This window comes from Allostreptomyces psammosilenae (assembly GCF_013407765.1).
Lineage (GTDB): Bacteria > Actinomycetota > Actinomycetes > Streptomycetales > Streptomycetaceae > Allostreptomyces > Allostreptomyces psammosilenae.
The window spans coordinates 5,013,723-5,038,947 of the sequence record NZ_JACBZD010000001.1; the positions used below are offsets into that span (position 1 = coordinate 5,013,723).

Genomic DNA, 25,225 nt, shown 5'->3' on the forward strand with positions numbered 1-25,225 from the left:
GAGAACGCACCGAGCACCCCGACCCCCGAGCCCTCCGCGACCGCCCCCGCCCAGGCGACGGCCGAGTCCCGGGGCGCCGGCGAGCGCGGGCGGCTGATGCTGCTGGACGGGCACTCGCTCGCCTACCGCGCCTTCTTCGCGCTGCCCGCGGAGAACTTCTCCACCACCAGCGGCCAGACCACCAACGCCATCTACGGCTTCATCTCCATGATGGTGAACACGGTCCGCGACGAGGCCCCCACCCACCTCGCGGTGGCCTTCGACGTCTCCCGGGAGACCTTCCGCCGCGAGAAGTTCCCCGAGTACAAGGCCAACCGGACGACCACCCCCGACGAGTTCCGCGGCCAGGTGGAGCTGATCGGCGAGCTGCTCGACGCCATGTCGGTGCCCCGCCTGGCCGTGCCCGGCTACGAGGCCGACGACGTCATCGCCACCCTGGCCACCGAGGCCGCCGCCGCCGGCTACGAGGTGCTGGTCCTCACCGGGGACCGCGACTCCCTCCAGCTCGTCAACGACCACATCACCGTCCTGTACCCCACCCGGGGGGTCTCCGAGCTCACCCGCTTCACCCCCGAACGGGTGGAGGAGAAGTACGGCCTCACCCCCGCCCAGTACCCCGACTTCGCGGCGCTGCGCGGCGACCCCTCCGACAACCTCCCCGGCATCCCCGGCGTCGGCGAGAAGACCGCCGCCAAGTGGATCCGGCAGTTCGGCTCCTTCGCCGACCTCGTCGACCGGGTCGACGAGGTCAAGGGCAAGGCGGGCGACAACCTCCGCGCCCACCTGGAGTCGGTCAAGATGAACCGCGAGCTCACCGAGCTGGTGCGGGACGTCGAGCTGCCGCTGCGCCTGGCCGACCTGGGCCGCGCCGCCTACGACCGCCCGATGCTGGACGGCGTCCTGGAGGTCCTGGAGTTCCGCAACCCCAACTTCCGCGAACGCCTCTACGCGGTCGACCCGGGCGCCGCGGCCGGCGCCGCCGAGCACGCCATCGCGGCCGACGGCGTCCAGATCGACGGCACGCGGCTGGCCACCGGCCAGCTCGCCGGCTGGCTCGCCGAGCACGCCGCCGGCACCGCCCCCGTCGGCCTGGCCGCCCGCACCAGCTGGGCGCTGGGCACCGGCCGGGTGCAGGAGATGGCGCTCGCCCTCGCCGACGGCGTCGCCTGCTGGTTCGAGCCCTCCGAGCTGGACGCCGACGACGAGCGCGCCCTGGTGGCCTGGCTCGCCGACGCCGACCGCCCCAAGGTGCTGCACCAGGCCAAGCACCTGCTGCGGGTCCTGCCCGAGCACGGCTGGCCGGAGATCGCCGGCATCGCCTTCGACACCGCCCTGGCCGCCTACCTGGCCAAGCCCGGCCGCCGCTCCTTCGCCCTGGAGGACCTCGCCCAGGAGTACCTGGCCCGCGAATTGCACGCCCCCGCCGGGGACGACGGCCAGCTCACCCTGGACGCCGACGGCTCCGAGGCCGCCGACACCCTGATGCTGCACGCCCACGCCCTGCTCGACCTGGCCGACGGGCTCCGCCCCAAGCTGGAGGCCGACGGCGCGACCGAGCTGCTGCGCGACGTCGAACTCCCGCTGGCCCGGCTGCTCGCCCGCATGGAGCGCACCGGCATCGCCGCCGACCGCGCCTGGCTCGGCACCCTGGAGCAGCAGTTCGCCGCCGAGGTGCAGCAGAGCGTGGAGGCCGCCCACGACGTCGTCGGGGAGCCGTTCAACCTCGGCTCCACCAAGCAGCTCCAGGAGATCCTCTTCGGCAAGCTGGGCCTGCCCAAGACGAAGAAGACCAAGACCGGCTGGACGACCGACGCCGACGCCCTGGCCTGGCTCGCCACCCAGACCGACCACGAGCTCCCGGTCATCATGCTGCGCCACCGGGACCGCACCAAGCTGCGCTCCACGGTGGAGGGCCTGATCAAGACCGTCGCCTCGGACGGCCGGATCCACACCACCTACCAGCAGACGGTCGCCGCCACCGGACGGCTCTCCTCGACCGACCCCAACCTGCAGAACATCCCGGTGCGCACCGAGGAGGGGCGCCGCATCCGGCGCGCCTTCGTCGTCGGCGAGGGCCACGACGCCCTGCTGACGGCGGACTACAGCCAGATCGAGCTGCGCATCATGGCCCACGTCTCCGAGGACGAGGCGCTGATCGAGGCGTTCACCAGCGGCGAGGACCTGCACACCACGGTGGCCTCCCAGGTGTTCGGGGTCGCCCCCACGGCCGTCGACCCGGAGATGCGGCGCCGCATCAAGGCCATGTCCTACGGCCTGGCCTACGGCCTCTCCGCGTTCGGCCTGTCCCAGCAGCTCGGCATCGGGGCCGACGAGGCCCGCCGGCTGATGGACACCTACTTCGAGCGCTTCGGCGGCGTCCGCGACTACCTGCACCGCGTGGTGGAGGAGGCCCGGGTGACCGGCTACACCTCCACGCTGCTCGGCCGCCGCCGCTACCTGCCGGACCTCAACAGCGACAACCGGCAGCGGCGCGAGATGGCCGAGCGGATGGCGCTGAACGCCCCGATCCAGGGCTCGGCCGCGGACATCGTCAAGGTGGCGATGCTCCGGGTCGACGACGCCCTGCGGGAGTCCGGGCTGCGCAGCCGGATGCTGCTCCAGGTGCACGACGAGGTGGTGCTGGAGCTGGTCCCGGGCGAGCGTGAGCGGGTCGAGGAACTGGTGGTCCGGGAGATGGCCGGCGCCTACCCGCTGCGCGCCCCGCTCGACGTCTCGGTCGGCGTCGGCCCCAACTGGGAGGACGCCGCCCACTAGGGCCGGTCCTTCGGGTCCGTCCACCGCCCGCCCGTCCCGTCGGCGGGCCGTGACGCCTGACGCCCCGGTGCCCGTCCACCTCACGGACGGGCACCGGGGCGTCGTCGTGCCCGGCGTGGGTGCCGTGCCCGGCGGGCGTCGTGCCGGCGTCGCTGTCGTGCCGGCGTGGGTGTCGTGCCGGGCGTCGGCGTCGGCCGGTCGACGGTTCGGCGCCGCCCGTCCCAGCCGCCCGGATCGCCCCTCCGTGCGGCGGTCACCGCCCCGAGGGGCAACCGTCTCCGCGCGGCCGGCGTCCCCACAGATCGGAGCCTCCGCTCGCCCCCGGTGCCGCCGGGTTAGCGACGGCCTGCCGACAGACGTCCGCTCGGTGAACTTCCCTCATGACGTCTGGCTGGACCCGCACCATTGTCGTACCGTCAGCCTGTCCTATGGTGTTCGGGCGGTGGGGCCGCGGCGTTCCGCGGCGGCGACGCTCCGGGACACCCGGCCACCGGGATCCCGGCCGGTGAGCGGTGGGGACGGCGCGCACGACCCGCGCGGCACGCACACGCGCACGGCACGCGCGGTGCCGGGGTGCGAGCGGTGTGAATGGTCGGGCGCCGGCGAACGAGACGTGGCATCACGGAAGTGTGGAGGGGCCTTGCGCAGTACCGGGCGATGGAACGTGAGGGTGGTTCGACGGCAGGCGGCCGGCGCGGCCGCCGCGGCGCTGGCCCTCGCCGCGCTGTCCACGTCGAACGCGGACACGCTCAGACCGGACCTCAGCGGTGCCGAGACCTCGTCCACCGGCCAGCCCGGCGCCGAGGCGCTCACCGACGGCCCCCCGCGCCCCTTCCTCACCGAGCTGCCCCCGCTGATCCCGGAGGGCGGGCTGCCCGGCACCGTGCGGCCCGGCGAGACGCCCACCGCCGGCCCGACCGCGCCCGGCGCCACCACCATCACCAGCGGTGGCATCCCGGCGTCCGCGCTGGCGGCCTACCAGCAGGCGGCGCTGACCGTGAACGCCGAGCAGCCGGGCTGCAACCTGGACTGGCAGCTGCTCGCCGCCATCGGCAAGGTGGAGTCCAACCACGCGCGCGGAGGCGCCGTGGACGTCGCCGGAACGACCGCCTCCCCGATCCTCGGTCCGCGCCTGGACGGCAACGGCTTCGCGCTGATCCGGGACACCGACGGCGGCGCCTACGACGGCGACGCCGAACTCGACCGGGCCGTCGGACCGATGCAGTTCATCCCCTCCACCTGGGCCGGCTGGGGCAGCGACGGCAACGGCGACGGCGTGCGGGACCCCAACAACATCCAGGACGCCACCCTGGCGGCCGGACGCTACCTGTGCGCCAACGGGCGGGACCTGGGCACGGCCGAGGGACTGCGGCAGGGCATCCTCTCCTACAACCGGTCCGAGGAGTACCTGAACACCGTTCTGGCCTGGTACGACTACTACCGCGAGGGCGCCACGCCCATCCCGGACGCGGCCGCTGCCGGCGGAGTCCCGTCCGGCGGCCCCACGGGCGGTGCCTCCCCGACGCCGGGCGCCGGCACCACCCCGTCGCCGTCCACCACCCCCAGCCCCAGCAGCCCGACCACGCCCACCACGCCGGCGGCGCCGGACGAGAGCGGCAGCCCCGCGCCGGGCGGCTCCCAGAAGCCCACCTCGCCGACGCCCACCCCGACGCAGCCGGACGGCGAGGGTGAGACGGAGGAGCCGCAGGACCCGGGCGAGGGCGAGACGGAGAACCCGCAGGACCCGGGCGACGGTGGGACGGAGGAGCCGCAGGACCCGGGTGACGGCGGGACCGAGAACCCGCAGGACCCGGGCGAGGGCGAGCAGCCGACCGACCCCGACCCCACCGACCCGGGGGACCCGACCGACCCGGAGGACCCGGGCTGCGTGCCGCCGGAGGAGGTCGAGGAGCCGCCGGCCGGTGAGCAGCCCACCGAGCCCGGTGAGGGCGCCGAACCGAGCGAGCCCACGGATCCGACCGACCCGGCCACGGGAGAACCGACCGACCCGGCCACCCCCACGGATCCCGCCGACCCGACCGACCCCGCCGACCCCGAGGACCCGAACGCGCCCGTCGACCCGGAGGACCCGGACGGCGACGGCATCTGCGGCGTCCCGGACGGCTGGGAGGAGGACCAGGGCGAGGACGGGACCGGCGAGGACGGCGCGCAGCAGGACGGCACGCCCGCCCCCGAGACCACCTCCCAGGAGGCCACCGCCACCCGCCAGGAGGACTGACCCCGAACGCCGGAACGGCCGGGGAGAGGACGAGCCTCTCCCCGGCCGTTCCGTCCTTCCGGGGACCGCCGGTTCGCCCGCGTCGCCGGCTGCGCGGGCGCCCCGCGGGTGGTGGACGACGTCCGAGTGGGGAAACACCACCCGGAGGCCGCGGCCGTTCCCCCTCGCCGGCCGTGGCCTCCGGTGCCTGGGCCGGACAGGCGACTCAGGCGTGTGGTGAGCGGGCCCCCCGCCCGCTGCGGCACTCCGCGACCGTGCGCCCACCGGGAGCCGTGCAGGAGCTCCCCAAGGTGGCGTGATTCGGTGTCAACCGCGGACGTGCTGAAGCCATTCTCGTGGATCATTTTGGGCTCTACGAGCGTAGATCCATTGGCGTCCGGGACGAATTGATAACCTTTCATTTATTGATTTCGCGTAGCGTGACGCGAGAGGTGGGAAGCGTGGCCGTTTCGAGGACGCGGGTGGAGCCGAGCGTGCACCAGCTCCGGCTGCTGCTCGTGCTGGCGGAGGAACTCCACTACGGCCGGGCGGCGGCACGGCTGTTCATCACCCAGCCCGCGCTCAGCCGCCAGATCCGCGCGCTGGAGGAGCGGTTGGGCGTGGTGCTGGTGGAGCGGACCAGCCGCAAGGTGGAGCTGACTCCCAGCGGGGCGGCGCTGCTGCCGCGCGTGCGGGCGGTGGTGGAGGCGGTGGACGGCCTCCAGGAGGCGGCGGACGCGCACGGGCGCTCGGTCTCCGGCCGGTTGGTGGTCGGCACCTTCGAGGCCATGGGCGGGCTGCCGCTCGTCCAGGCCATCCTGCGTGACCTGCAGTACCGTCACCCCACCCTCACCGTCGAGGTCCGGGGCGTCGACTTCGTCACCCAGACCAGCGCGCTCTACGACGAATCGGTCGACGCGGTGATCTGCATCCTTCCCTTGCCCGCCGGGATCCAGGCCCAGCCGCTCGGCCAGGAGCCGCAGGTCATCTGCGTGCCCAGCAGCGACCCGCTGGCAGCGCGGGAGTCCGTGCGGATGGCCGACCTGGCCGGACGCGAGCTCATCGGGCTGACCGAGGAGGTGGCGCAGGTCTGGCGGGACGCCTGGCTGACCCGCCACCCCGACGGCCCCGACGTGCGGTACACCATTCACCAGGCCTGCGACCTGGAGACCGTGCTCTCGGCGGTCGCCCTCGGGCAGGGACTGGCCCTCGCCCCCGCCGGTTGCCGCCAGTTCTTCCCCCGCCCCGGCATCCGCTACGTCACCGTCACCGACGCCGATCCCTGCGTCATCGGAGTCGCCTGGCTGGCCCGACGACGCGACAATCCCGCCGTCGCCGCCCTCCGCGACGTGGCCCGCTCGGTCGCCGCCGCGCGGTAGCGTCGCCGCCCGGGCGGTGGGGCGCCGCCACGCGGCAGGGGCGCCGCCACGCGGCAGGGGCGCCGCCGCGCGGTAGCGTCGCCGCCGTGCGGTGGGGCGCCCCGGGCCGGCTCCCTCACGCGTCGACGTGGAAGCAGCCGGCGGAGGTCGTTCCGACCACCGCCAACGTCAGGAAGGTGCGTTCACCCAGCCAGAACCCCCACACCACGTCGTTGCCGCAGGCCAGCTCGTACTCGGCCATGCCGAAGCGCCGCTCGTCCGACACGAAGGCGCGCTGCTCGGCCGGCCGCATCTCGTCGGCCACCGCCCGGAACTCCTTGCCCAGCCACTGCGCCCCGCCCTCCGGGGTCCACAGCACCGCCCGGATCAGCCGGTCCGGCTTGTCCAGCCACTCCTTCACCACGAACGGCGGCAGGTCGTTGCCCCGCACGGCCGGCATCCGCCGGGAGTCCTCGGCGATCACCAGCTCCATGCCGTCGCCCCGCCAGGAGTAGGCGTGCCAGTGCAGGCCGAGCTCCCGCCACCGCGTCGGTCGGGCCGTCCGCCACACCTCGTGGTCGGGCGGGCGCGGCGCGGGAGGCTGCGCCTGCGGCGGTCCGGTCACCGCGTCAGGACGACTGCGGCGAAGACCAGGCAGAGGGCGACGGTGACCAGCCAGCTGTGCGACTCCAGCCAGTTCCGGACGCCGGGCAGCCGCCGGGTCGCCCGCTGGCCCAGGGCGAGCAGTGCCAGCAGCGGCAGCGCGGCGACCAGCGCGGTCGCCGTGAGGAAGGGCCAGGCCGCGCCCGGACCGGCGTGGTGGAGCTCCAGGTCCACGCCCACCGTGAGCATGATCAGGACATCGGAGGGCATCAGCAGGATCACCGTCAGGCCCGTGCGGAAGGCCCGCCCGGGACCGGCTCCCATCAGCCCGGTGAGCCAGCGGGGAGGCGTCGCGGTGTCCCGTCCGCGGTACGTCCTGACCGCCGCGACGACCAGCGCCGCGACCAGCACCAGCTGGATCACCCGGCCGAGCGAGCCCCCGTCCGAGGGCGACCCGAGCCGGACCGCGCCGCCCAGCAGGGCGGCGAGCCCGCGTCCCACCAGCACGCCGACCACGGTGGCCAGGACGACGCCCGCGAGGAAGGCGACGGACCCCCGGACCGCGCGCGGGGACGTCGCCAGGACGATCGCCGCGACGATCTGCGGGCCGAGCATCATGGTGACGGCCAGCGGAAGAACGTCAGCCAGCACCGCGATCCACCCCAGCCGTCGAAACGCCACGTCCCGATCGAGGATGGCGGCTGCGGCCCGATCCCGCCGCCAGCGACGCGGCGGGTGCACCGAATTCCACCCGGGCGCCATGCGCCTCACCCGTGATGAAACGGTTCGCCACCGGCCCGGTCTCCCGCGCATCATGGGCCCCATGGAAATCAGGGACGCCACCGCAGACGACTGGCCCGCCATCTGGCCCTTCCTGCGCCGCATCGTGGCCGCCAGCGACACCTTCAGCTGGAACCCGGACGTCAGCGAGGAGACGGCCCGCGCGATGTGGATGCACCAACCGCCGGGCGTCACCGTCGTCGCCGTGGACGACGACGGCACCGTGCTCGGCACGGCCGAGATCCATCCCAACCAGCCGGCGGGCGGACCGGCCGGGCACGTCGCCAACGCGGGCTTCATGGTGCACCCCGACCACGCGGGACGGGGCGTCGGGCGGGCGCTGGGCGAGTACGTGATCGGGCGGGCCCGTGCCGAGGGGTATCGCGCGATGCAGTTCAACGCGGTCGTGGAGACCAACACCCGGGCGGTGGCGCTGTGGCGCTCCCTCGGCTTCGAGGTGCTGGCGACCGTGCCGGAGGCCTTCCACCACCCGGACCGGGGCTACGTCGGGCTCCATGTCATGTACCGGAAGCTCTAGCCGTCTGGCCGTCTGGCCGTGTGGCCCTCTGGCCGTGTGCCCGTCTGGCCGTGTGCCGGGGCGGCGGGGCCGGGAGGACGGCGCAATCTTCCGCAACGCCGGCCAGGGGACCCCGGTGGGTCCCCCCGATTTCCACGCTCTCATGGAACTCGGGCGTGGCGGCACCCCCCTCTTTCCGCCTGTGGATAACTTCGCCGCCCCTTGTTTCCAGGGGTAGGTGATCGGGTGGTGCGGGCGCAAGAGGGGGAAATGGGGCTGTGGACAACGGGGAAACAGCCGGCCAACGCCGGCGCAGGCGGGGCAGGCCACCCGTGGTGGATCACGGCTGGTCGGCGGCGAGGTGGGGGGCGGTCCAGCCGGTGAGGTCGTAGTCGGCCATACAGCTGTCGACCAGGCCACCGAGGCGGTCGGCGAGGCCGGTGGCGTGCGCGTGGTCGTAGGCGTCCAGCCGGTTGAGCACCCAGTTGCCGGCGTACTGCCGTTCGTAGAGCGCGTGGCGGCCGGCGAACTCGCTGCCGATGGCGTCCCACAGCAGCTTCATCAGCTTCGCCCGCTCCTCGGCGGTCGTCCCGTGCGAGCCGCGCAGGTAGGTGTCCAGGAAGGGGCGGAGTTCGGGCGAGCCGAAGTCGGCGGCGTGCGAGGGCAGGTGGCACAGGGCGCCGCCGACGGCGTCCTCGACGAGGTCCCGCACCCGCCGGTAGACGGTCGGGGCCAGCACGCGGTGGGCGTGCGCGACGTCGGTGTCGGGGAGGTAGGAGCCGTCCGGCGTCCCGTGCGCGCCCTCCACCATGGCGCTGCCGAGGGCCCACACGGCGTGCCGCCATGCCAGCACCTCGCCCACGGCGGTGCGGACGCTGCCGTGGGCGTCGCCGCCGGTGACGTGGGTCGCCCGCAGCACCAGCCCGCTGAGGAAGTCCAGCTTGACGCCGAGGCGGGTGGCGCCGTGGAGCAGGAAGCGCGGGAGGAAGCCGGATTCGTGGAGGAAGGCGTTCGCCCGGTCGGTGTCCCGGTGCACCAGCACGTTCTCCCAGGGGACGAACGCGCGGTCGAAGACCAGTACGGCGTCGTTCTCGTCCAGGCGGCTGCTGAGCGGGTAGTCGAACGGGCTGCCGGTGGCGCGGGCGGCGTGTTCGTAGGAGGGGCGGCAGATCACCTTCAGGCCGGGGGTGTCCAGCGGTGCGACGAAGGCCAGGGCATGGGCCGGGTCGGTCAGCGGCGGCCCGGCATGGGCGACGAACACGCGCTGGGCGCAGGCCGCCCCCGTGGCCACCACCTTCGCGCCGGTCACCACCACGCCGGCGTCCGTCTCGCGCTCCGCCCGCACCGTGATGGCGGGTGCCTCCCCCTCCGGCAGGTGCTTGTCCACCGGCGGGTCGACCAGGGCGTGGGCGAAGAACAGCACCCGCTCCTGGGCGCGGGCGTACCAGGCGCGCGCGTTGTCGGCGAACGGGCCGTAACGCTCCGGGGCGGCCCCGAGCGTCGCCAGGAACGACGCCTTGTAGTCGGGGGAGCGGCCCAGCCAGCCGAAGGCCAGCCGCTGCCAGGCGACGATCGCCTCGCGCGCCGTGCGCAGCTCCGCAACCGAGCGGGCGACGCGGAAGAAGGGGTGGGTCGCTCCGGTGGATCCGGTGTCGGTGGGCACGGTCAGCACATCGCGTAGGGCGGGGTCGTGCAGGGCGTCGTACAGCCGGGCGACCGTCCGCGCGTGGCCGCGGAAGGCCGGGTGCGCGGTGACGTCGGGCACGCGTGAGCCGTGGATCCACACCTCGCGGCCGTCGCGCAGGCTCGCCAGGTACTCCTGGCCGGTCTGCGGGCGGGTGGGCGGCGGCGTCGCGGGGGAGCGCATGGCCGGGGGCACCTCCTGGGGGGACGTCATGGAAGCGGCGGGGACGGGCATCGGCCCGTTTCGTCCTCAGTGGTCGGCGCCGGCCGGGCGGCCCCGGGCGGCGAGCTCCCGTCCCGCCGCCACGACCTGGTCGAACGCCGCGTCGATGTCGGCCTCGGTGCCACGCGGGTTGATCGTGCACATCCGCAGCACCTGCTCGCCGCGCACCCGGGTGGGCACGACCATCGCCTGACCGCCCGCCACGACGGCCTGGCTGACCCGGGCCTGGAGCTCGTCCAGCTCCGGACCGCGAGGCAGCCCGGCGGGCCGGTAGCGGAAGGTGAGGATGCACAGTCCGGCCGGGGAGGTGAGCTCCAGTTCCGGATGGGCGGCGGCACGGCCCGCCGCGTACTCGGCCCGGCGCATGCCGTCGGCCACGGCGTCCCGGAACGCCCGCACGCCGAAGGTCTTCAGCGACAGCCACAGCTTGAGCGCCCGCAGCCCGCGGGTCAGCTGGACGCCGTAGTCGGAGAGGTTGACCGGACCGGTCGGGGCGGCGCCGGTGCCGGTGCCGGCATCGGCGCCGGCGGCACTGGCGGGGGGCGCGGGCGTCTGCGAGGCGGAGAGGTAACCGGCGTCGACGTCGACACTGTGCCGCGCCATCGCGAAGGTTCCGCGCAGGAGCTCCGGTTCGCGCAGCAGCACGCAGCCGATGTCGTACGGCTGGAACAGCCACTTGTGCGGATCCACGGTGACGGAGTCCGACGCCTCCAGCCCGGCCAGCAGCGTCCGCCCCCGCTCGGTGATCCGGGCGGTCGCGCCGATGGCGCCGTCGGTGTGCAGCCACAGGCCCTCCGCGCGGCACAGCTCGGCCAGCTCGGGCAGTGGGTCGACGGCGCCGGTGCCGGTGGTGCCGGCGGTGGCGATGACGAGGAACGGCCGCAGGCCGCCCGCCCGGTCCTGCCGGATCCGTGCCGCGAGGACGTCCACCGGCAGGCGCAGCGACGCGTCGGCCGGCACGGCCACCAGCTGGTCACGGCCGAACCCCAGGATGTGCAGCGCCTTGGCGACCGAGGGGTGGGCCTGGTCGGAGCAGTACGCCCGGGCGCCGCGCAGGTCGCCGCCCAGCCGGGTGTCGCGGGCGACTGCCAGGGCGGTCAGGTTGGCCTCGGTGCCACCGGAGACGAACAACCCGCCGCTGCCCGGCGGCAGCCCCAGCAGCTCGCACAACCAGGAGATGGTCACCAGCTCCAGTTGCGTCGGCCCGGCGCCGACCAGCCAGGCGCTCGGGACCGCCAGGAACGCCGCGGCCAGGGCGTCGGCGAGCACGGCGGGATAGGTACCGGCGGTGGGGACGAACGCGAAGCAGCGCGGGTGGTCCGAACGCATCCCGACGGCGAGGGCGGACTCGGCCAGCCGGTCGACGAGCGCCGTCAGGTCCTCGCCGTGCTCCGGCGGGGGCTCCCGCCACTCCTTGTCCAGCTCGTCGCGGGTGCGGTGCAGGCCGCGCACCGGCCCGGCGTCCGGCCGGGAGAGCCGCGCGACCACCCGTTCGATGGTGCGCTGCCCCGCCCGCAGCATGTCCGCCTCGGACAGGGACAGCGGCGGCAGCGCATGATTCGACGGCGTGTCGTTCACCTGGGCTTCTTTCTTCGACGGGTCGCTTGGACGTGACTGCACGGGATCGGGCTGGCGGGGGGCGGGGCGGGCCGGAGCGGGCCCCGGGCCGGGACCGGGCTGGTCGGCGGCCGGGTTTCCTCCAGCACCGCGCTCGGTGGACGCGCAGCTTGCTCGGCTGCGGGGCGCTGGGCGGGGGCCGCAGGAGGCCCGCTGGGCCTCGGGCTCAGCGGGACGGGGACCGGGCGGGGCTCGGGAGGTCCCCTGGGGCTCCCGGCGGAGCGGCGGACAGCGCGGCCAGCCAGGCGCGCGCCCGGGGCAGCAGGCCCCGGGCGCCGCCGGGGCCTTCCGGGGCGACCTGCTCGGCGAGCTGGACCAGCAGCAACTCGTCCCCGGGCCGCACCGGCCCGCCCGGAGGGCTCTGCGCCCACACCAGGGCCTCGCCGGGCGCCAGGTCGGCCAGGCCGGCCCCCACGGGCGCGGGACCGGTCAGCGGGCCGCCGTCCGTCAGCCGGTAGCGTCCGGGCCGCGGCAGGGCGACGGCCGTCTCCGCCCGCGCGGCGTGCGTCACCAGCTGACTCAGCGGCCCGAGGGCGACGGTCACCGTCCGCACCGGCACGGACGGCAGCAGGCAGGCCAGCACGTGCAGGCCGAGGGTGGGCAGCAGGCCGGCCTCCCGCTCCGCCCGCTGGACCAGCGAGACCACCGTCTGGAAGCGCGGGTTGATCTCCACCGCCAGCACGCGCTCGTCCGCCGCCAACAGCAGGTCAAGGCCGAACACGCCTCGGTAGCCGCGATCCCGCAGCTCCTCACCGACGCGCCGTGCGCTCTCCCGGACCCCCTGGTACGCCGCGCCGGGCAGGTCCGCCGCGCCCAGCAGCTGGTTCCCGCAGTGCGCCCCCCAGTCCTCCGTCAACCCGGGGACGCCGACCAGCTGCCGGGAGACGGCGGAGACCACGACCCGGTCGCCGATGACGCAGGCGCTGACCGTGAGCGGCAGGCCGTCGACGTACTCCCCGACCCGCAGCTCCGCGCCCGGCCAGCGGTCCAGGAGGTCCTGGAGCTCGCCCGGGTCCCGGGCCAGGCGTGTGCCGCGGCCGGTGAGGTTGTTCTCCCGAAGTTGCACCACGGCCGCCGCCCAGCGCGGGGGCCAGTAGGCCGCCGCACCGGCCCGCCCGTGCGCGGGAACGAGGAGGTACTCCGGGGTCGGCACGCCCGATGCCCGGAAGATTGCCAGCGCGTCGATCTTGTCCGCTGCCCGGGCGGTCACCGCCGGGTCGGCGGCGAGCAGGGGCAGACGGCGGGCTGTCGCCCAGGCACGCGCCGCCGTGCCGTGTTCGGGAGCGAAGGCGACGCCCACCCGGCGCCGGCCGTCCGGGCGCGGCCGTGGCCGCGCGCGGACGTGTCGGGTCGCCGTCGCGCCGAGCTGCTCCGTCGTCAGGGCGTGCACGATCGGTGGAAGTGCGGGGTCGGTGGCCGAGGCGGAGAGGAACGGGGACCGGTCCAGCCAGTGGATCTCGTCCACCAGCCCGCGCAGCAGCTTGGCTCCCTCGTCGTGCGCCACGCCCTCCAGGCGCGCCGACAGCGGTTCGCCCACCATCCGCTCCTCCCGCCCGACGGGCCCCCGAGGACCGCCGACGGAGGGCTAACTGCGAGGCCGGGGCGAAGGTCACGCTGAGGCCCCCGAGCGCCGATCGCCGAGCGCCGATCGCCGAGCGCCGAGGGCCGAGCGCCGAACGGGCCGAACGGCGAGGGCCGAACGGCGAGGGCCGAACGGTGAGGACGGAACGGGCCGAACGGCGCGGGGCGAATGGGCCGAATGGGCCGAACGGCGAGGGCTGAACGTCGAGCGCCGAACACGGAGTTACCGACGCCCAGCTGCGAACGTTGGAACACTGAGCACCGCATGCCAGGGCGGTTCGCCGGGCCACCCATCGGCGACGCGTGACGCGCCCATGCCTCCAACCCCCCCTTGGGGGGCTTTTGGGCCCCCTTCTTCAGGATCCCATCCGGGGGTGGCGCTCCGCAGGCCCCCTCTTACCGCCTGTGGATAACTCGAAGGTTCGGATGAGCGATCGAACGGATGTGCCTGCTGCCTGCTGCCTGCTGCCTGCTGCCTGCTGCCCGCTTGGCCGTCATGCCCGCCGCCCGCCGGGCCGTCACGCCCGCCGGGCCGTCACGCCCGGCGCGGGTTCGTCCGGCGGGTCGGTTCGGCGGTGGTCGGGTCCTCCGGCCAGGGGTGGCGCGGGTACCGGCCACGCAGCTCCGCCCGCACCTGGCGGTAGCCGTCCGCCCAGAACGACTCCAGGTCCCCGGTCACCGCCACCGGGCGCCCCGCCGGAGAGAGCAGGTGCACCACCAGCGGCACCCGCCCACCGGCCAGGGCCGGCGCCCGCCGCCAGCCGAACAGCTCCTGCAGCTTGACGGCCAGCACCGGCCGCTCGTCCGTGTAGTCCACCCGCACCCGGCTGCCGCTCGGCACGGCCACCCGCTCCGGAGCCAGCTCGTCCAGCCGGGTCGCGCTGCCGTCCGCCCAGGGCAGCAGCCGCCGCAGCGCCTCCACCGTGTCCACCCGCTCCAGGTCGGCCCGCCGCCGCGCGCCGGCCAGCTCCGGCCCCAGCCACAGCTCGGCGTCGGCCACCAGCGCGTCGTCGGAGACGTCCGGCCAGGGCGCGCCGAGTTCCCGGTGCAGGAACGCCAGCCGCTGCCGCAGTGCCACCGCGGCGGCCGGCCAGGGCAGCAGCGCCGGGCCCTCCCGGCGCAGCCCGTCCAGCACGGCGGCGCGCAGCAGCGCCGGGTCGGGGGCGCGCAGCGGCCGGGAGGACAGCTCCACCGCCCCCAACCGCTCGACCCGCCGGGCGACCACGTCTCCGCGGCGCTGCCCGTCCGGGACCACCCACGCGACCTCGTCGTCCGTGCGCAGCAGATGGCCGGCGGCCTCCCTGGCGGTCGCGGCGTCGATCTCCACGGCCAGCCGGACCCGCGCGGCGGCGGCGTGCTGCGGCCGGTCGGCGACGGCGATCGCCAGCCACGGTGCCTGCGCCGCCCGCGACCCGGCGGCCACCTCCGCGGCCGTGCCGGAGACCATCAGGTGGCCGCCCCGCCCCTCCCGGCGGCGGGCCAGCCGTTCCGGGAAGGCGAGCGCCGCCACCAACCCGGCCGCGGCGTCGTCGGGCAGCGTGTCGGCCGGCAGCGCGTCCGCGGGGGCGGCGGCCGGCGTGGTGCGCCTGCCGGGCTCGCCGCCGACCCCGCCGGCGTCGTCAGCGTCGCCGCCGCCGGCCGGGTCCGCCTGCACCGTTCGCAGTGCGCGCCGCAGCCGCTCGGCCTCCTCCCGCCAGCGCGCCGCCGCGCCGCCGTCCCCCGAACGACCGCCCCGCCCGGCGCGCAGCCGTCGCCACACCTCCGCCAGGTCCTCCCCGGCGTCGCGGGGGAGTGGTTCGGACAGCAGCGCCACCACCTCGGCGGCCCGCCGCGCGCCCACCCGGTCCGCGCCGTCCAGCAGGGCCCGGGCCAGCCGGGGGTGGACGCCCAGTCGGGCCAGCCGGCGCCCGCGCGGGGTGACCCGTCCCTCCCGGTCCACGGCGGCGATCGAGGCCAGCACCTCCCGGGCGACGGCCATCGCCATCGCCGGCGGCGGGTCCGGCAGGGTCAGCCCGGTTGCGTCGGGGTCGCCCCAGCAGGCCACCTGCAGGGCGAAACCGGTGAGGTCCGCGGTGGCGATCTCCGGGGTGGGGCGCGCGGGCAGCCGGTCGTGGTCCGCCGGCGACCAGCACCGGTACACCGTCCCCGGTCCCTCCCGGCCGGCCCGTCCGGCCCGCTGGTCGACGGACGCCAGGGACGCCCGCCGGGTGGTGAGCGAGCCGAGGCCGCGCGCGTGGTCGGTGCGCGGCTCGCGGGCCAACCCGGAGTCCACGACCACCCGCACCCCCGGCACGGTCAGCGAGGACTCCGCCACCGCGGTGGCCAGCACCACCCGCCGCCCGTCACCTGGGCGGAGCACCTCGTCCTGGACCTCCGGCGCCGCCCCACCGTGCACGGTGAGCACCCGAACGCCCGGGGTACCGCCCTCCAGCGCGGCCCGCACCCGGGCGAGTTCCCCGACGCCGGGCAGGAAGCACAGCACGTCCCCGTCGCGCTCGGCCAGCGCCCGGCGCACGGTCGCGGCCACGTGGTCGAGGAAGGCCGGGTCGACCCGGGTTCCCCGGGGCGGCGGCAGCGGCCGCTCCGGCGGGGCCCAGACCGCCTCGACCGGGTGCAGGATCGATTCGGCCCGCACCACCGGGGCGGGGCCCTCCTCGCCCTCGGGGGTGAGCAGCCGGGCCCACACGTCGGTGTCGGCGGTCGCCGAGGCGGCGACCAGGCGCAGGTCCGGCCGGAGCGCGGCCCGCACGTCCAGCAGGAAGGCCAGCGTGGTGTCGGCGTCCAGGTGGCGCTCGTGGCACTCGTCGAGCAGGACGGTCGCCACCGGCCCGCCGCCCCCGCCGCCGAGCTCGGGGTCGTGCTGCAGGCGCTGCAGCAGGACGCCGGTGGTGACCACCTCCACGACGGTCTCCGGACCGGCCCGGCGCTCCCCGCGCACGGCGAAGCCGACCCGCCGGCCCACCGGTTCGCCCAGCATCCAGGCCATCCGCCGCGCGGCGGCCCGGGCCGCCATCCGGCGCGGCTCGGCGACCAGCACCGGGCCGGGCGCGGCGGCCCGGTGCTGCCCGCCGAGCTGCCGCCCGCCGCCGCTGGGGGCCAGTCCGGGGACGAGGCCGGCCAGGGCCAGCGGGGCCAGCGTCGTCTTGCCGGTGCCGGGCGGGGCCGCGAGCACGGCGGAGCCGGTCGTCTCCAGGGCACGCAGCAGCGCGGGCAGTCGCTCGCGGATCGGCAGGTCGAACGGGGCGAACGGGTCGCCGGCGCCGTGCGGGGCTCGCGTGGCGCGGTCGGGGCTGGCGGGGGCGTCCGGGAGGGCCATGGGCACCAGTGTGGAGTGCCGCCGTCACGCCACGCCTCCCGGGCGGCGTCCCCGCCGGGCGCGGTCGCGCGCACGGGCGGCTCACCCGGTCGCGCCCGGTGGCGCTCCGCGCGCCGCGCCGGCGCGTCCCTCGCCCGGGCGGCTCGCGGTCGGCGGCGTTCAGTCGCGTTCGGTGACGAAGACGGCGGTGCCCGGCATGAGGCGGCCACGCAGCGGGCTCCAGCCGCCCCACTCGCGCCGCAGGTCCGCCGGCCACTCCGGCTCCACCAGGTCCACCAGCCGGAATCCGGCGGCCGTCAGCTCGCGCACCCGGTCGCCGAGCGTGCGGTGGTGCTCCACGTAGACGGCCTGGCCCCGCTCGTCCTGCTCCACGTACGGGGTGCGGTCGAAGTAGGAGTGGGTGACGGTCAGCCCCTCCGGCCCCGGCTCGTCCGGAAAGGCCCAGCGCATCGGATGGGTGACGGAGAAGACCCAGCGGCCGCCCGGGCGGAGCACCCGGTGCACCTCGCGGTGGACCGCGGCCGTGTCGGCGATGAAGGGCAGGGCGCCGTAGGCGGAGCAGGCCAGGTCGAACGAGCCGTCGAGGAAGGGCAGGCGCAGCGCGTCCGCCTGGACCAGCGGCACCGGGGTGACGTCCTCCCGGCCCGGGGCGGTGTCGATCCGGCGGGCGTGCTGGAGCTGGCGGGCGGACAGGTCCAGGGCGACCGGTCGCGCCCCGGCGGCGGCGAGCCAGCGGGAGCACTGGGCGGCGCCCGCGCCGATCTCCAGCACGGCGCGCCCCCGCACCTCGCCGAGCAGCCGGGCGTCCGCCTCGTCGAGGCCCTCCGGACACCAGGTGAAGCGGTCGTCGCCGAGGAACTCGCCGTGCTCGGCCTGGTAGCCGTCGGCGTGCCGGTCCCACCACCGGCGGTTGGCGCGCGCGGTCTCGCCGGTGCCGGCGGGGCGGTGCACCGCCTCGGAGTCGTCGTCGAAGGCGAACGGCGGGACGGAGGCGTCCGGGGCGGGCTGGCCGGCGGGGAACGGGGGGAGCCCGGTGGGGGAGTCGGGGAGGGTCACGCCGCCACTGTAGGGCGGCCGTGGGCCGAGCCGGGTACGACGGCTACCCACCGTCCGTCCCAGCCAGTAGGTTGGCCGCCGGTGCCCCCGGCCGGGGCGCCCGCGCCCACCGGCGGCGGCCGACCTCTGCGGCACGCCGCGGGAGGGGGGCGACGCGCGGGCGGGTCCTTATGTAATCTTGTATCTGCCCCCTCCGGACAGGGCCGCCGCGGACAGCGGCCGCACGTCCGGGTCGGGTGCTACGGGAACGTCCTCGGTGCCGGTTGGGGCGTTGTCGGAAGGACGGCTCCGGGCGCGGTCACCCACACGGGTGGCGGATGCCCCGGGGGTCTCCCTTTCTGGGGGACGTCCTCCCGAAACGCGTTGACCGTTGCTGGCTGCCCCCGTATGCTACAAGTTGCGCTGCGGGCCTGCGCGCCTCGGACGGAGCAGGTCGCGCTCGCATCTGTCGTGACCCCTCGGTTGCATGTGTACGCCCCCCGGCTGCAGGCACATGATGGTCGGCTGTTCGGTTTCGGCAGGGCGATTCGGGCCCTCCGGCGCAGCAGTACCTACGACTATCTGTCCGTACCGGAGCCCTTTCCCACATGACGAGCAGCACCGAGGCCCCTCGCACCACCCCGCAGGTGGCGGTCAACGACATCGGTTCCGAGGAAGCCTTCCTCGCCGCGATCGACGAGACGATCAAGTACTTCAACGACGGCGACATCGTCGATGGCGTCATCGTGAAGGTCGACCGGGACGAGGTCCTGCTCGACATCGGTTACAAGACCGAGGGCGTGATTCCGTCCCGCGAGCTCTCCATCAAGCACGACGTCGACCCCAACGAGGTCGTCGCCGTCGGTGACGAGATCGAGGCCCTCGTCCTCCAGAAGGAGGACAAGGAGGGTCGCCTGATCCTGTCCAAGAAGCGGGCTCAGTACGAGCGCGCCTGGGGCACGATCGAGAAGATCAAGGAAGAGGACGGCATCGTCACCGGTACCGTCATCGAGGTCGTCAAGGGCGGCCTGATCCTCGATATCGGCCTGCGTGGCTTCCTCCCCGCTTCCCTGGTCGAGATGCGCCGCGTCCGCGACCTCCAGCCGTACGTCGGCAAGGAGCTCGAGGCCAAGATCATCGAGCTGGACAAGAACCGCAACAACGTGGTCCTGTCCCGCCGTGCCTGGCTGGAGCAGACCCAGAGCGAGGTCCGCCAGACCTTCCTCACCACCCTGCAGAAGGGCCAGGTGCGCTCCGGCGTCGTCTCCTCGATCGTCAACTTCGGCGCCTTCGTGGACCTCGGCGGCGTCGACGGTCTGGTCCACGTGTCCGAGCTGTCCTGGAAGCACATCGACCACCCGTCCGAGGTCGTCGAGGTCGGCCAGGAGGTCACCGTCGAGGTCCTCGACGTGGACATGGACCGCGAGCGCGTCTCCCTGTCGCTGAAGGCGACCCAGGAAGACCCGTGGCAGCAGTTCGCCCGGACGCACCAGATCGGCCAGGTCGTCCCCGGCAAGGTCACCAAGCTGGTTCCGTTCGGTGCGTTCGTCCGCGTGGACGAGGGCATCGAGGGCCTGGTCCACATCTCCGAGCTGGCCGAGCGCCACGTGGAGATCCCGGAGCAGGTCGTCCAGGTCGGCGACGAGATCTTCGTCAAGGTCATCGACATCGACCTCGAGCGCCGCCGGATCAGCCTGTCGCTGAAGCAGGCCAACGAGGCCTTCGGCGCCGACCCGACGGCGGTCGAGTTCGACCCGACGCTGTACGGCATGGCCGCCTCGTACGACGATCAGGGCAACTACATCTACCCGGAGGGCTTCGACCCCGAGGCGAACGACTGGCTGCCCGGCTACGAGAAGCAGCGTGAGGAGTGGGAGCGCCAGTACGCCGAGGCGCAGGCCCGCTTCGAGGCCCACCAGGCCCAGGTGGTCAAGGCCCGTGAGGCCGAGGCCGAGGCCGCCGCTCAGGCCGCGACCGGTGGCGCTCCGGCGCCGTCGGCCGGTGGTGGCGCGGGTGCCCCCAGCTCCTACTCCTCGGGCAACGAGGAGACCAGCGGTGGCGGCGCCCTGGCCTCGGACGAGGCCCTGGCCGCGCTCCGCGAGAAGCTGGCCGGCGGCCAGAGCTGACGCCGAGCGGCTAGCTGACCGGTCGGGCTCCGGTAGCTGACTCAAGGCACACGAGGAGGGCCCCACCCGAGTGATCGGGTGGGGCCCTCCTCGTTGTCGTGCTCCGAGGGTCGTAGTGGGTCCGGGGTGCCGCGCCCCGGCCGGGTGGGGCCGCCGCCGTGTCGGCCGGGCTCGGGGGAGGCGGGGGCGCGAGTCGGTGGACGGGTCCCCGGGGGCGGATTCCCCCGGGGACAGTTCCAGGGGCGGGTCTGTCGTGCGTGGGGCGGGATCGCCCGCGCGGGCGTGGGGGCGTGGGGGCGTGGGGGCGTGGGTTCGGGCGCGCGGGCGTAGGCGGGGCCGGGCCGGGGCCACCCCGTGCACCGGGGGTGCCCCCGGTGCACGGGGTGGCCCCGGTGGGGGTCACACCCGGGCGGGGGCGCTCACGGCCTCGCGTGCCGGAGCCGCCGCCGGCGCCTCGACCGCCGGCCGGCCGTACCAGCGGTCGGCCAGCGTGCGGGGGATCTGCGCCACCAGCAGGGCCAGCGCCCAGGCGGCCAGGCAGTCGCTCAGCCAGTGGAAGTCCATCAGCACCATGGCCACGCCCACCGCCACGGTCGCCCCGCCGGCCACCGCGCGCAGCGCGGCGTAGCGGCGGGCGTCGGGGCGCAGGGCGGGCGGGCCGGCCAGCAGCAGGGCCAGCAGGGACCACCCCACCAGGGCGCCGGCGGTGTGCCCGGAGGGGTAGGAGCCGCCGGTGGAGAAGAAGAGGTCGACTCCGGCGGCCGGGGCGGTGCGGTCGGTGACCGCCTTGATCGCGCCGACCACCAGCCACAGCGGCACGAACCCCGAGGCGGCCAGCCAGACCGGGCGCAGGCTGCGCTGCCGCCACACGGTCACCGCGAGCACCACACCCACCAGCGAGGCCACCAGCCAGCGCTGACCGAGCCGGGCGACGGCCACCAGCCAGCCGGCCCGTTCCGGAATCCGCTGCTCCTCCACCCACTCGTGCACCTGCCAGTCGAGCACCCGCAGCGGGCCGTCTTCCGGCAGGACCAGGGCAGTGACCAGGGCGAACAGCAGGATGAGCGTGGCGCTCCAGGCGTATCGGGCGCGGGGGGTCGGGCTCGCGAGGCTCATTCTGAAATCATCGCAGGTCGTCCGGCGGAGTCCGTAGGCGAACATCTGAGCGGAAACCGTCCGGCAATGTCGATGCATTCCACACGCAAACATCCGAGCTGATGATCACACCGTCCGAAACCGATCCCGGCAGAAGGCGGAGCTCGATGTCGCAACCCACGACCCACACCCCGCTCGACGCACCCGGCAGCAGCCGCAGGGGCTTCCTGCGAGCCGTCGGCCTCAGCGGAGGCGCCGGCGCCATGTTCGCCACCATGGGCGCCCTCGGCCTCGCCCCCACGGCGCACGCCGCCGGCACCGAAGCCCCCTTCCGGGCGCCGTCCGCCTCCGACTTCTCCCTCACCGGCCGTTCCGCCGCCTCCGTGGTCATCCTCGGCGGAGGCGTCGCCGGCCTGGCCACCGCCTACGAGCTGGGCAAGGCGGGCTACCGATGTACCGTCCTGGAGGCCCGTGACGTCGCCGGCGGCCGCAACTTCACCGTCCGCGGCGGCACCCGCCAGGAAGACCTGGACGGCAACGTGCAGACCGCGCGGTTCTCCGACGGCGTGTACTTCAACGCCGGCCCCGGCCGCATCGCGCAGTGGATGAACACCATGGACTACTGCCGCGAACTCGGCGTGGAGCTGGAGGTGTTCAGCAACACCAACGCGAGCGCCTACATCTACAACGAGAAGGCCGGCATGCGCCCCGGCGCCCCGATGCGCTACCGCACCGCCAAGGCCGACGTCTACGGCTACGTCAGCGAACTGCTGGCCAAGGCGGCCGACCAGGGCGCCCTGGACGCCCGCCTCACCGCCGACGACAAGGAACGGCTGCTGGAGTTCCTCCGGGACTTCGGCGACATCGGCGGGCGGGTGGCCGGCGACCCCGCCGCCAGCTGGCGCTACACCGGCGGGCAGCGGCGCGGCCTGGCGGCCGATCCCGGCGGCGTCGGGGAACCCGGTACCCCGCTCGGCCCGGTGCCGGACCTCTCCACCGTCCTTGCCTCCGGCGTCGGCCGCTACTTCTCCTTCGAGTTCGGCTACGACCAGGCCATGCTGATGTTCCAGCCGGTCGGCGGCATGGACGCCATCCCGCGCGCCCTGGCCAGGGCGATCGGTGGCCGACGGATCCAGCTGGGGTGCGCCGTCACCCGGGTCACCGACCGCGCCACCGACGTCGTCGTGGAGTACCGGGACGCCGGCGGCCGGACCCGCTCGATCACCGCCGACTACTGCGTCAGCGCCCTGCCGCCCCACATCATGGCGCGCATCCCGCACAACCTCGGCGGCGAGGTGAACACCGCCCTGAACGCGCTGCGTCCCTCCTCCGCCGGGAAGATCGGCCTGGAGTACCGCAGCCGGTGGTGGGAGACCGACCACGACATCTACGGCGGCATCACCGAGACGGACATGGACCTGGCGCACATCTGGTACCCGTCCAACGGGTTCCACTCCCGGCGCGGCCTGATCGTCGGCTACTACAACACCGGGGCCAACGCGGACGCCTACACCGCGCTGAGCCCGGCGGACAGGGAGAAGCGGGCCGTCGCGCAGGGCGTGAAGATCCACGGCGAGAAGTACCGGACGGAGCTGGCGCACTCCTTCTCCATCGCCTGGCGGCGCACCCCCTACCTGGAGAGCGCCTGGAACTACCCGACCGGCGGGCAGACCATCGAGGACCTCACGCAGCTGACCGAGCCGACCGGCCGGGTCTACTTCACCGGGGACTGGCTCAGCCACGCCGTCGCCTGGCAGCACGGCAGCTTCAGCTCGGCGCGGCAGGTGGTCACCCGCCTGCACAGCCGGGTGATGGCCGGCTGAGCCGCTGGCCCTGGCGGGCCGGCTGAGCCCTTGGCCCTGGCGGGCCGGCACCGGTTCGGGCCGGCACCGGTTCGGGCCGGCGCTGGCGAGCCGGCACGGGCGGGCTGATCACCTCCTGGTGGCGCGGAGCGCAAGGGGGCTTGGTGGCCCTGTGGACAACGCGGCGCCCCCCTGGTCTTCAGGGGTAGCGCGATGCGGGTGACGCGTGCAAGGGGGTATCCGCAGGCTGTGGACAGGCCCGGTTCAGGTGTTCGCCGGGTGGTTCGGGGTGTGGTGGGGCCTTTTACCCCGGGGCGGCGCGGGGCGCAAGGGCCCCGCGCCGCCCTGTGGATGACGCGGCACCCCCCCCGGTCAACAGGGGTAGCCCGCCGCCTGTGATGGGCGCAAGAGGGTTTCTGACGGCTGTGGACAACCCCGCGCTCGGGAGGTAGCCGCCGCCGGCCGGACAGAGCGCACTCCGTTCGGTCCAGACCGAGCATTGCCTGCTCGGGCCCGGGCACGCCTCTTCCGGACCGGACCGGGCGCGCCCCCTGCGGTCCGGACCGGGCATGCCCCCTTCCGGTCCGGACCGGACCGGGCGTGCCTCCTGCCAGCCCCGGACGGCCCCTTCCGGCCCGCACCGGGCATGCCCCCTCCGGCCAGCCCCGGGCGCCCCATCCGGACCGGATGGGGCGCGCCCGGAGGGCGCGTCGGCCCCACGCCCCCGCTGCGACAGCCGTCCTCACGCCCGTCCTCACGCCCGACGAACGCGCGGTGAAGCTTTGCGGAACGCTCACCGCAGAGCACCGCCCGCCCGCACCGATGCCGCCTACGGTCGACCATCGAGCCCTGTCCGGTCCGGTGGTCTGGCGCAGTTCGCGGAGGAGATCGGTGAACGGTTTTCCCTGGTTGGAGGTCACCCTCGCCTCTCTCGGCATAGCGGTCCCGATCCTCGTCGCCTTCTACGAGTTCGTGCTCGTCGGCCGCAAACGGCTCGGCTACCGGATCCAGATGGACACCACCGCAACCGAGGCGGTGCACTCCCCGCACGCCGGCGTCCTCCAGCGGCTGCAGCGCACGGACGGGGCGGCTCTGGTGGATCCGTCGTTCGTCCTGCTGCGCATCGAGAACAACGGCTCGACGCCCATCGACGTCGGCGACTACGCCGTGCTGGACGACGACAAGGTGGGAATCCGCGTCACCTTCCCGGAACGGAGGGTGGTCGGAATGGTGGTGACGGAGACCAGTGCGGACTTCCTCCGCGCCTCCTTCGGTGACAACTCCGGCCTGAGCGTCCGGGACGGCGTCATCGAGCTGCCCAAGGCCCCACTGAACCGCGGCGCGCACTACAAGGTGCTGGCGGCGCTGGAGCGGGTCGGCGACCGCCCCGGCGACGGTGCGGACGAGTTCCCCGCCCCGCAGGTGGTCGGCGGCATCAAGGGCGGGGTGGGCAACGGGGGCATCCAGGAGACCGCCAGTCGGACCGGGGTCTCCGGTCAGGCGGTCTGGCTGATCTGCTTCCTCGTGCTGATCGTCCTCGGTCAGTTCGTGGTCTCCCTCGACCGCGACGACACCCCGATCGACTGCGCGCGGGGGAACCTGGTCCTCACCGGGTCGACGGCCTTCCAGGCCGTGGTCATGGACGCGGCCGCCGCCTACCAGGCCGACTGCGGCGACCAGGCCCGCTTCGACACCCGCTTCGAGGGCAGCGACATCGGTCTGCGAGACCTGGAACAGGCCGGCGTGGAGGCGGACGAGGAGGGGGCGGCGCCACCCGAGTGGGTGACCTTCTCCGACGGCCCCAAGGGCAACGGCTTCCCCGGGCTGGTGTCACGGCCGGTGGCGTTCTCCCTGTTCACCATCGTCGTCTCCCCGGAGACACAGGTACGCGACCTGAGCCTGCAGGACGTCCGGGACCTGTTCGCGGGCAGGGTCGCCACCTGGCGGGACGTCGGTGGGGCGGACCTGCCGGTGGTGCTGGTCGGCAGGGAGTCCAGCTCGGGGACACGGCGCGCCTTCCAGCGCGAAGTCCTCCAGGCCGTGGAGGGAGCGGAGAACTCCGAGGACTGCCGCACCCTGACCCCCGGGGCGCCACCCGGTGTCCTGCGCTGCCGCCGGGAGAGCACCACCCACGTGCTGGAGACGGTCGCCGAGACCCCGGGGGCCATCGGCTACAGCGGCGTGGAGGAGGCGATGGACCGCGACGACGTGGTGATGGTGCGCATCGACGACCGCGAGGCCGTGCTGGAGAACGCGGACGCGGGCGTCTACCCGTTCTGGGCGACCGAGTTCGCCTACACCTACGGAGAGCCGCCCGCGGACTCGCTGACCGCCAGCTTCCTGCGCTACCTCACCAACTCCGCCGGCCAGGACATCATCCGCGCGCACGGCCACCACACCTGCGACGCGCTGCGCGACCGGGTGCGCTGCCAACCCCTCGACCCGGTGGCGACGGACGGCGGTGTCCGGGGCGCCGCGGCCGGCGGATAGGCTCCT

General features: G+C 74.8%; 15 protein-coding genes. 7 read left to right on the forward strand and 8 right to left on the reverse strand.

From position 1 onward, the window contains the following. Positions 1–96: 96 nt before the first annotated feature. The 3 genes from polA to FHU37_RS20745 all read left to right on the forward strand — a co-directional run bounded on the left by polA (position 97) and on the right by FHU37_RS20745 (position 6,372). A complete protein-coding gene (polA, locus tag FHU37_RS20735; protein WP_179816435.1) occupies positions 97–2,775 on the forward strand; it encodes a DNA polymerase I in 2,679 nt (892 codons plus the stop codon). Positions 2,776–3,445: 670 nt separating this feature from the next. Next, on the forward strand, positions 3,446–5,014 hold the full coding sequence (locus FHU37_RS29110; RefSeq protein WP_312892690.1) for a lytic transglycosylase domain-containing protein: 1,569 nt from the start codon (positions 3,446–3,448) through the stop codon (positions 5,012–5,014). A gap of 440 nt (positions 5,015–5,454) precedes the next feature. Then, positions 5,455–6,372 (forward strand): LysR family transcriptional regulator, encoded by a 918-nt coding sequence (locus FHU37_RS20745; RefSeq protein WP_179815633.1) that lies wholly within the window; start codon positions 5,455–5,457, stop codon positions 6,370–6,372. Positions 6,373–6,487: 115 nt separating this feature from the next. On the opposite strand, the gene FHU37_RS20750 is transcribed toward FHU37_RS20745, so the two are convergent. Next, positions 6,488–6,976 (reverse strand): hypothetical protein, encoded by a 489-nt coding sequence (locus tag FHU37_RS20750; protein WP_179815634.1) that lies wholly within the window; start codon positions 6,974–6,976, stop codon positions 6,488–6,490. After that, positions 6,973–7,635, reverse strand: coding sequence for a GAP family protein (locus FHU37_RS20755; RefSeq protein ID WP_312892691.1), 663 nt, complete (start codon positions 7,633–7,635; stop codon positions 6,973–6,975). Before FHU37_RS20755 ends, FHU37_RS20750 begins: the two co-directional genes overlap by 4 nt. Positions 7,636–7,777: 142 nt before the next feature. Between FHU37_RS20755 and FHU37_RS20760 the strand changes: the two genes are divergently transcribed. Beyond that, the gene (locus FHU37_RS20760; RefSeq protein ID WP_179815635.1) at positions 7,778–8,272 is read left to right on the forward strand and encodes a GNAT family N-acetyltransferase; all 495 of its coding nucleotides are present in this window, start codon (positions 7,778–7,780) and stop codon (positions 8,270–8,272) included. A gap of 319 nt (positions 8,273–8,591) precedes the next feature. On the opposite strand, the gene FHU37_RS20765 is transcribed toward FHU37_RS20760, so the two are convergent. The 5 genes from FHU37_RS20765 to FHU37_RS20785 all read right to left on the reverse strand — a co-directional run bounded on the left by FHU37_RS20765 (position 8,592) and on the right by FHU37_RS20785 (position 17,622). Continuing rightward, the gene (locus tag FHU37_RS20765) at positions 8,592–10,148 is read right to left on the reverse strand and encodes a 4-hydroxyphenylacetate 3-hydroxylase family protein (RefSeq protein ID WP_246450030.1); all 1,557 of its coding nucleotides are present in this window, start codon (positions 10,146–10,148) and stop codon (positions 8,592–8,594) included. A 36-nt stretch (positions 10,149–10,184) separates the two neighbouring features. Then, on the reverse strand, positions 10,185–11,735 hold the full coding sequence (locus FHU37_RS20770; protein ID WP_312892692.1) for a pyridoxal-dependent decarboxylase: 1,551 nt from the start codon (positions 11,733–11,735) through the stop codon (positions 10,185–10,187). Between the two features lie 205 nt (positions 11,736–11,940). After that, complete coding sequence (locus FHU37_RS20775; protein WP_179815636.1) at positions 11,941–13,314, reverse strand: ATP-grasp domain-containing protein; 1,374 nt, start codon at positions 13,312–13,314, stop codon at positions 11,941–11,943. Positions 13,315–13,890: 576 nt separating this feature from the next. Further along, on the reverse strand, positions 13,891–16,671 hold the full coding sequence (locus FHU37_RS20780; protein ID WP_179815637.1) for an ATP-dependent RNA helicase: 2,781 nt from the start codon (positions 16,669–16,671) through the stop codon (positions 13,891–13,893). 159 nt (positions 16,672–16,830) lie between these two features. Beyond that, complete coding sequence (locus FHU37_RS20785) at positions 16,831–17,622, reverse strand: class I SAM-dependent methyltransferase (protein ID WP_312892789.1); 792 nt, start codon at positions 17,620–17,622, stop codon at positions 16,831–16,833. A gap of 692 nt (positions 17,623–18,314) precedes the next feature. Here FHU37_RS20785 and rpsA point away from each other — a divergent pair. Continuing rightward, positions 18,315–19,832: a 30S ribosomal protein S1 gene (gene rpsA, locus FHU37_RS20790; RefSeq protein ID WP_179815639.1), complete on the forward strand. Its 1,518-nt coding sequence runs from the start codon at positions 18,315–18,317 to the stop codon at positions 19,830–19,832. Positions 19,833–20,231: 399 nt separating this feature from the next. Here the strand turns inward: rpsA and FHU37_RS20795 are convergent, their stop codons facing one another. Beyond that, positions 20,232–20,948 carry a phosphatase PAP2 family protein gene (locus FHU37_RS20795; RefSeq protein ID WP_179815640.1) on the reverse strand — a complete coding sequence of 239 codons (717 nt, stop codon included), beginning with the start codon at positions 20,946–20,948 and terminating at the stop codon, positions 20,232–20,234. A gap of 242 nt (positions 20,949–21,190) precedes the next feature. On the opposite strand from FHU37_RS20795, the gene FHU37_RS20800 reads away from it, so the two are divergent. After that, positions 21,191–22,750, forward strand: coding sequence for a flavin monoamine oxidase family protein (locus FHU37_RS20800; RefSeq protein WP_179816439.1), 1,560 nt, complete (start codon positions 21,191–21,193; stop codon positions 22,748–22,750). An 870-nt stretch (positions 22,751–23,620) separates the two neighbouring features. Further along, entirely contained in the window at positions 23,621–25,219 is a 1,599-nt protein-coding gene (locus tag FHU37_RS20805; RefSeq protein ID WP_179815641.1) for a substrate-binding domain-containing protein, read from the forward strand. Positions 25,220–25,225: the final 6 nt, after the last annotated feature.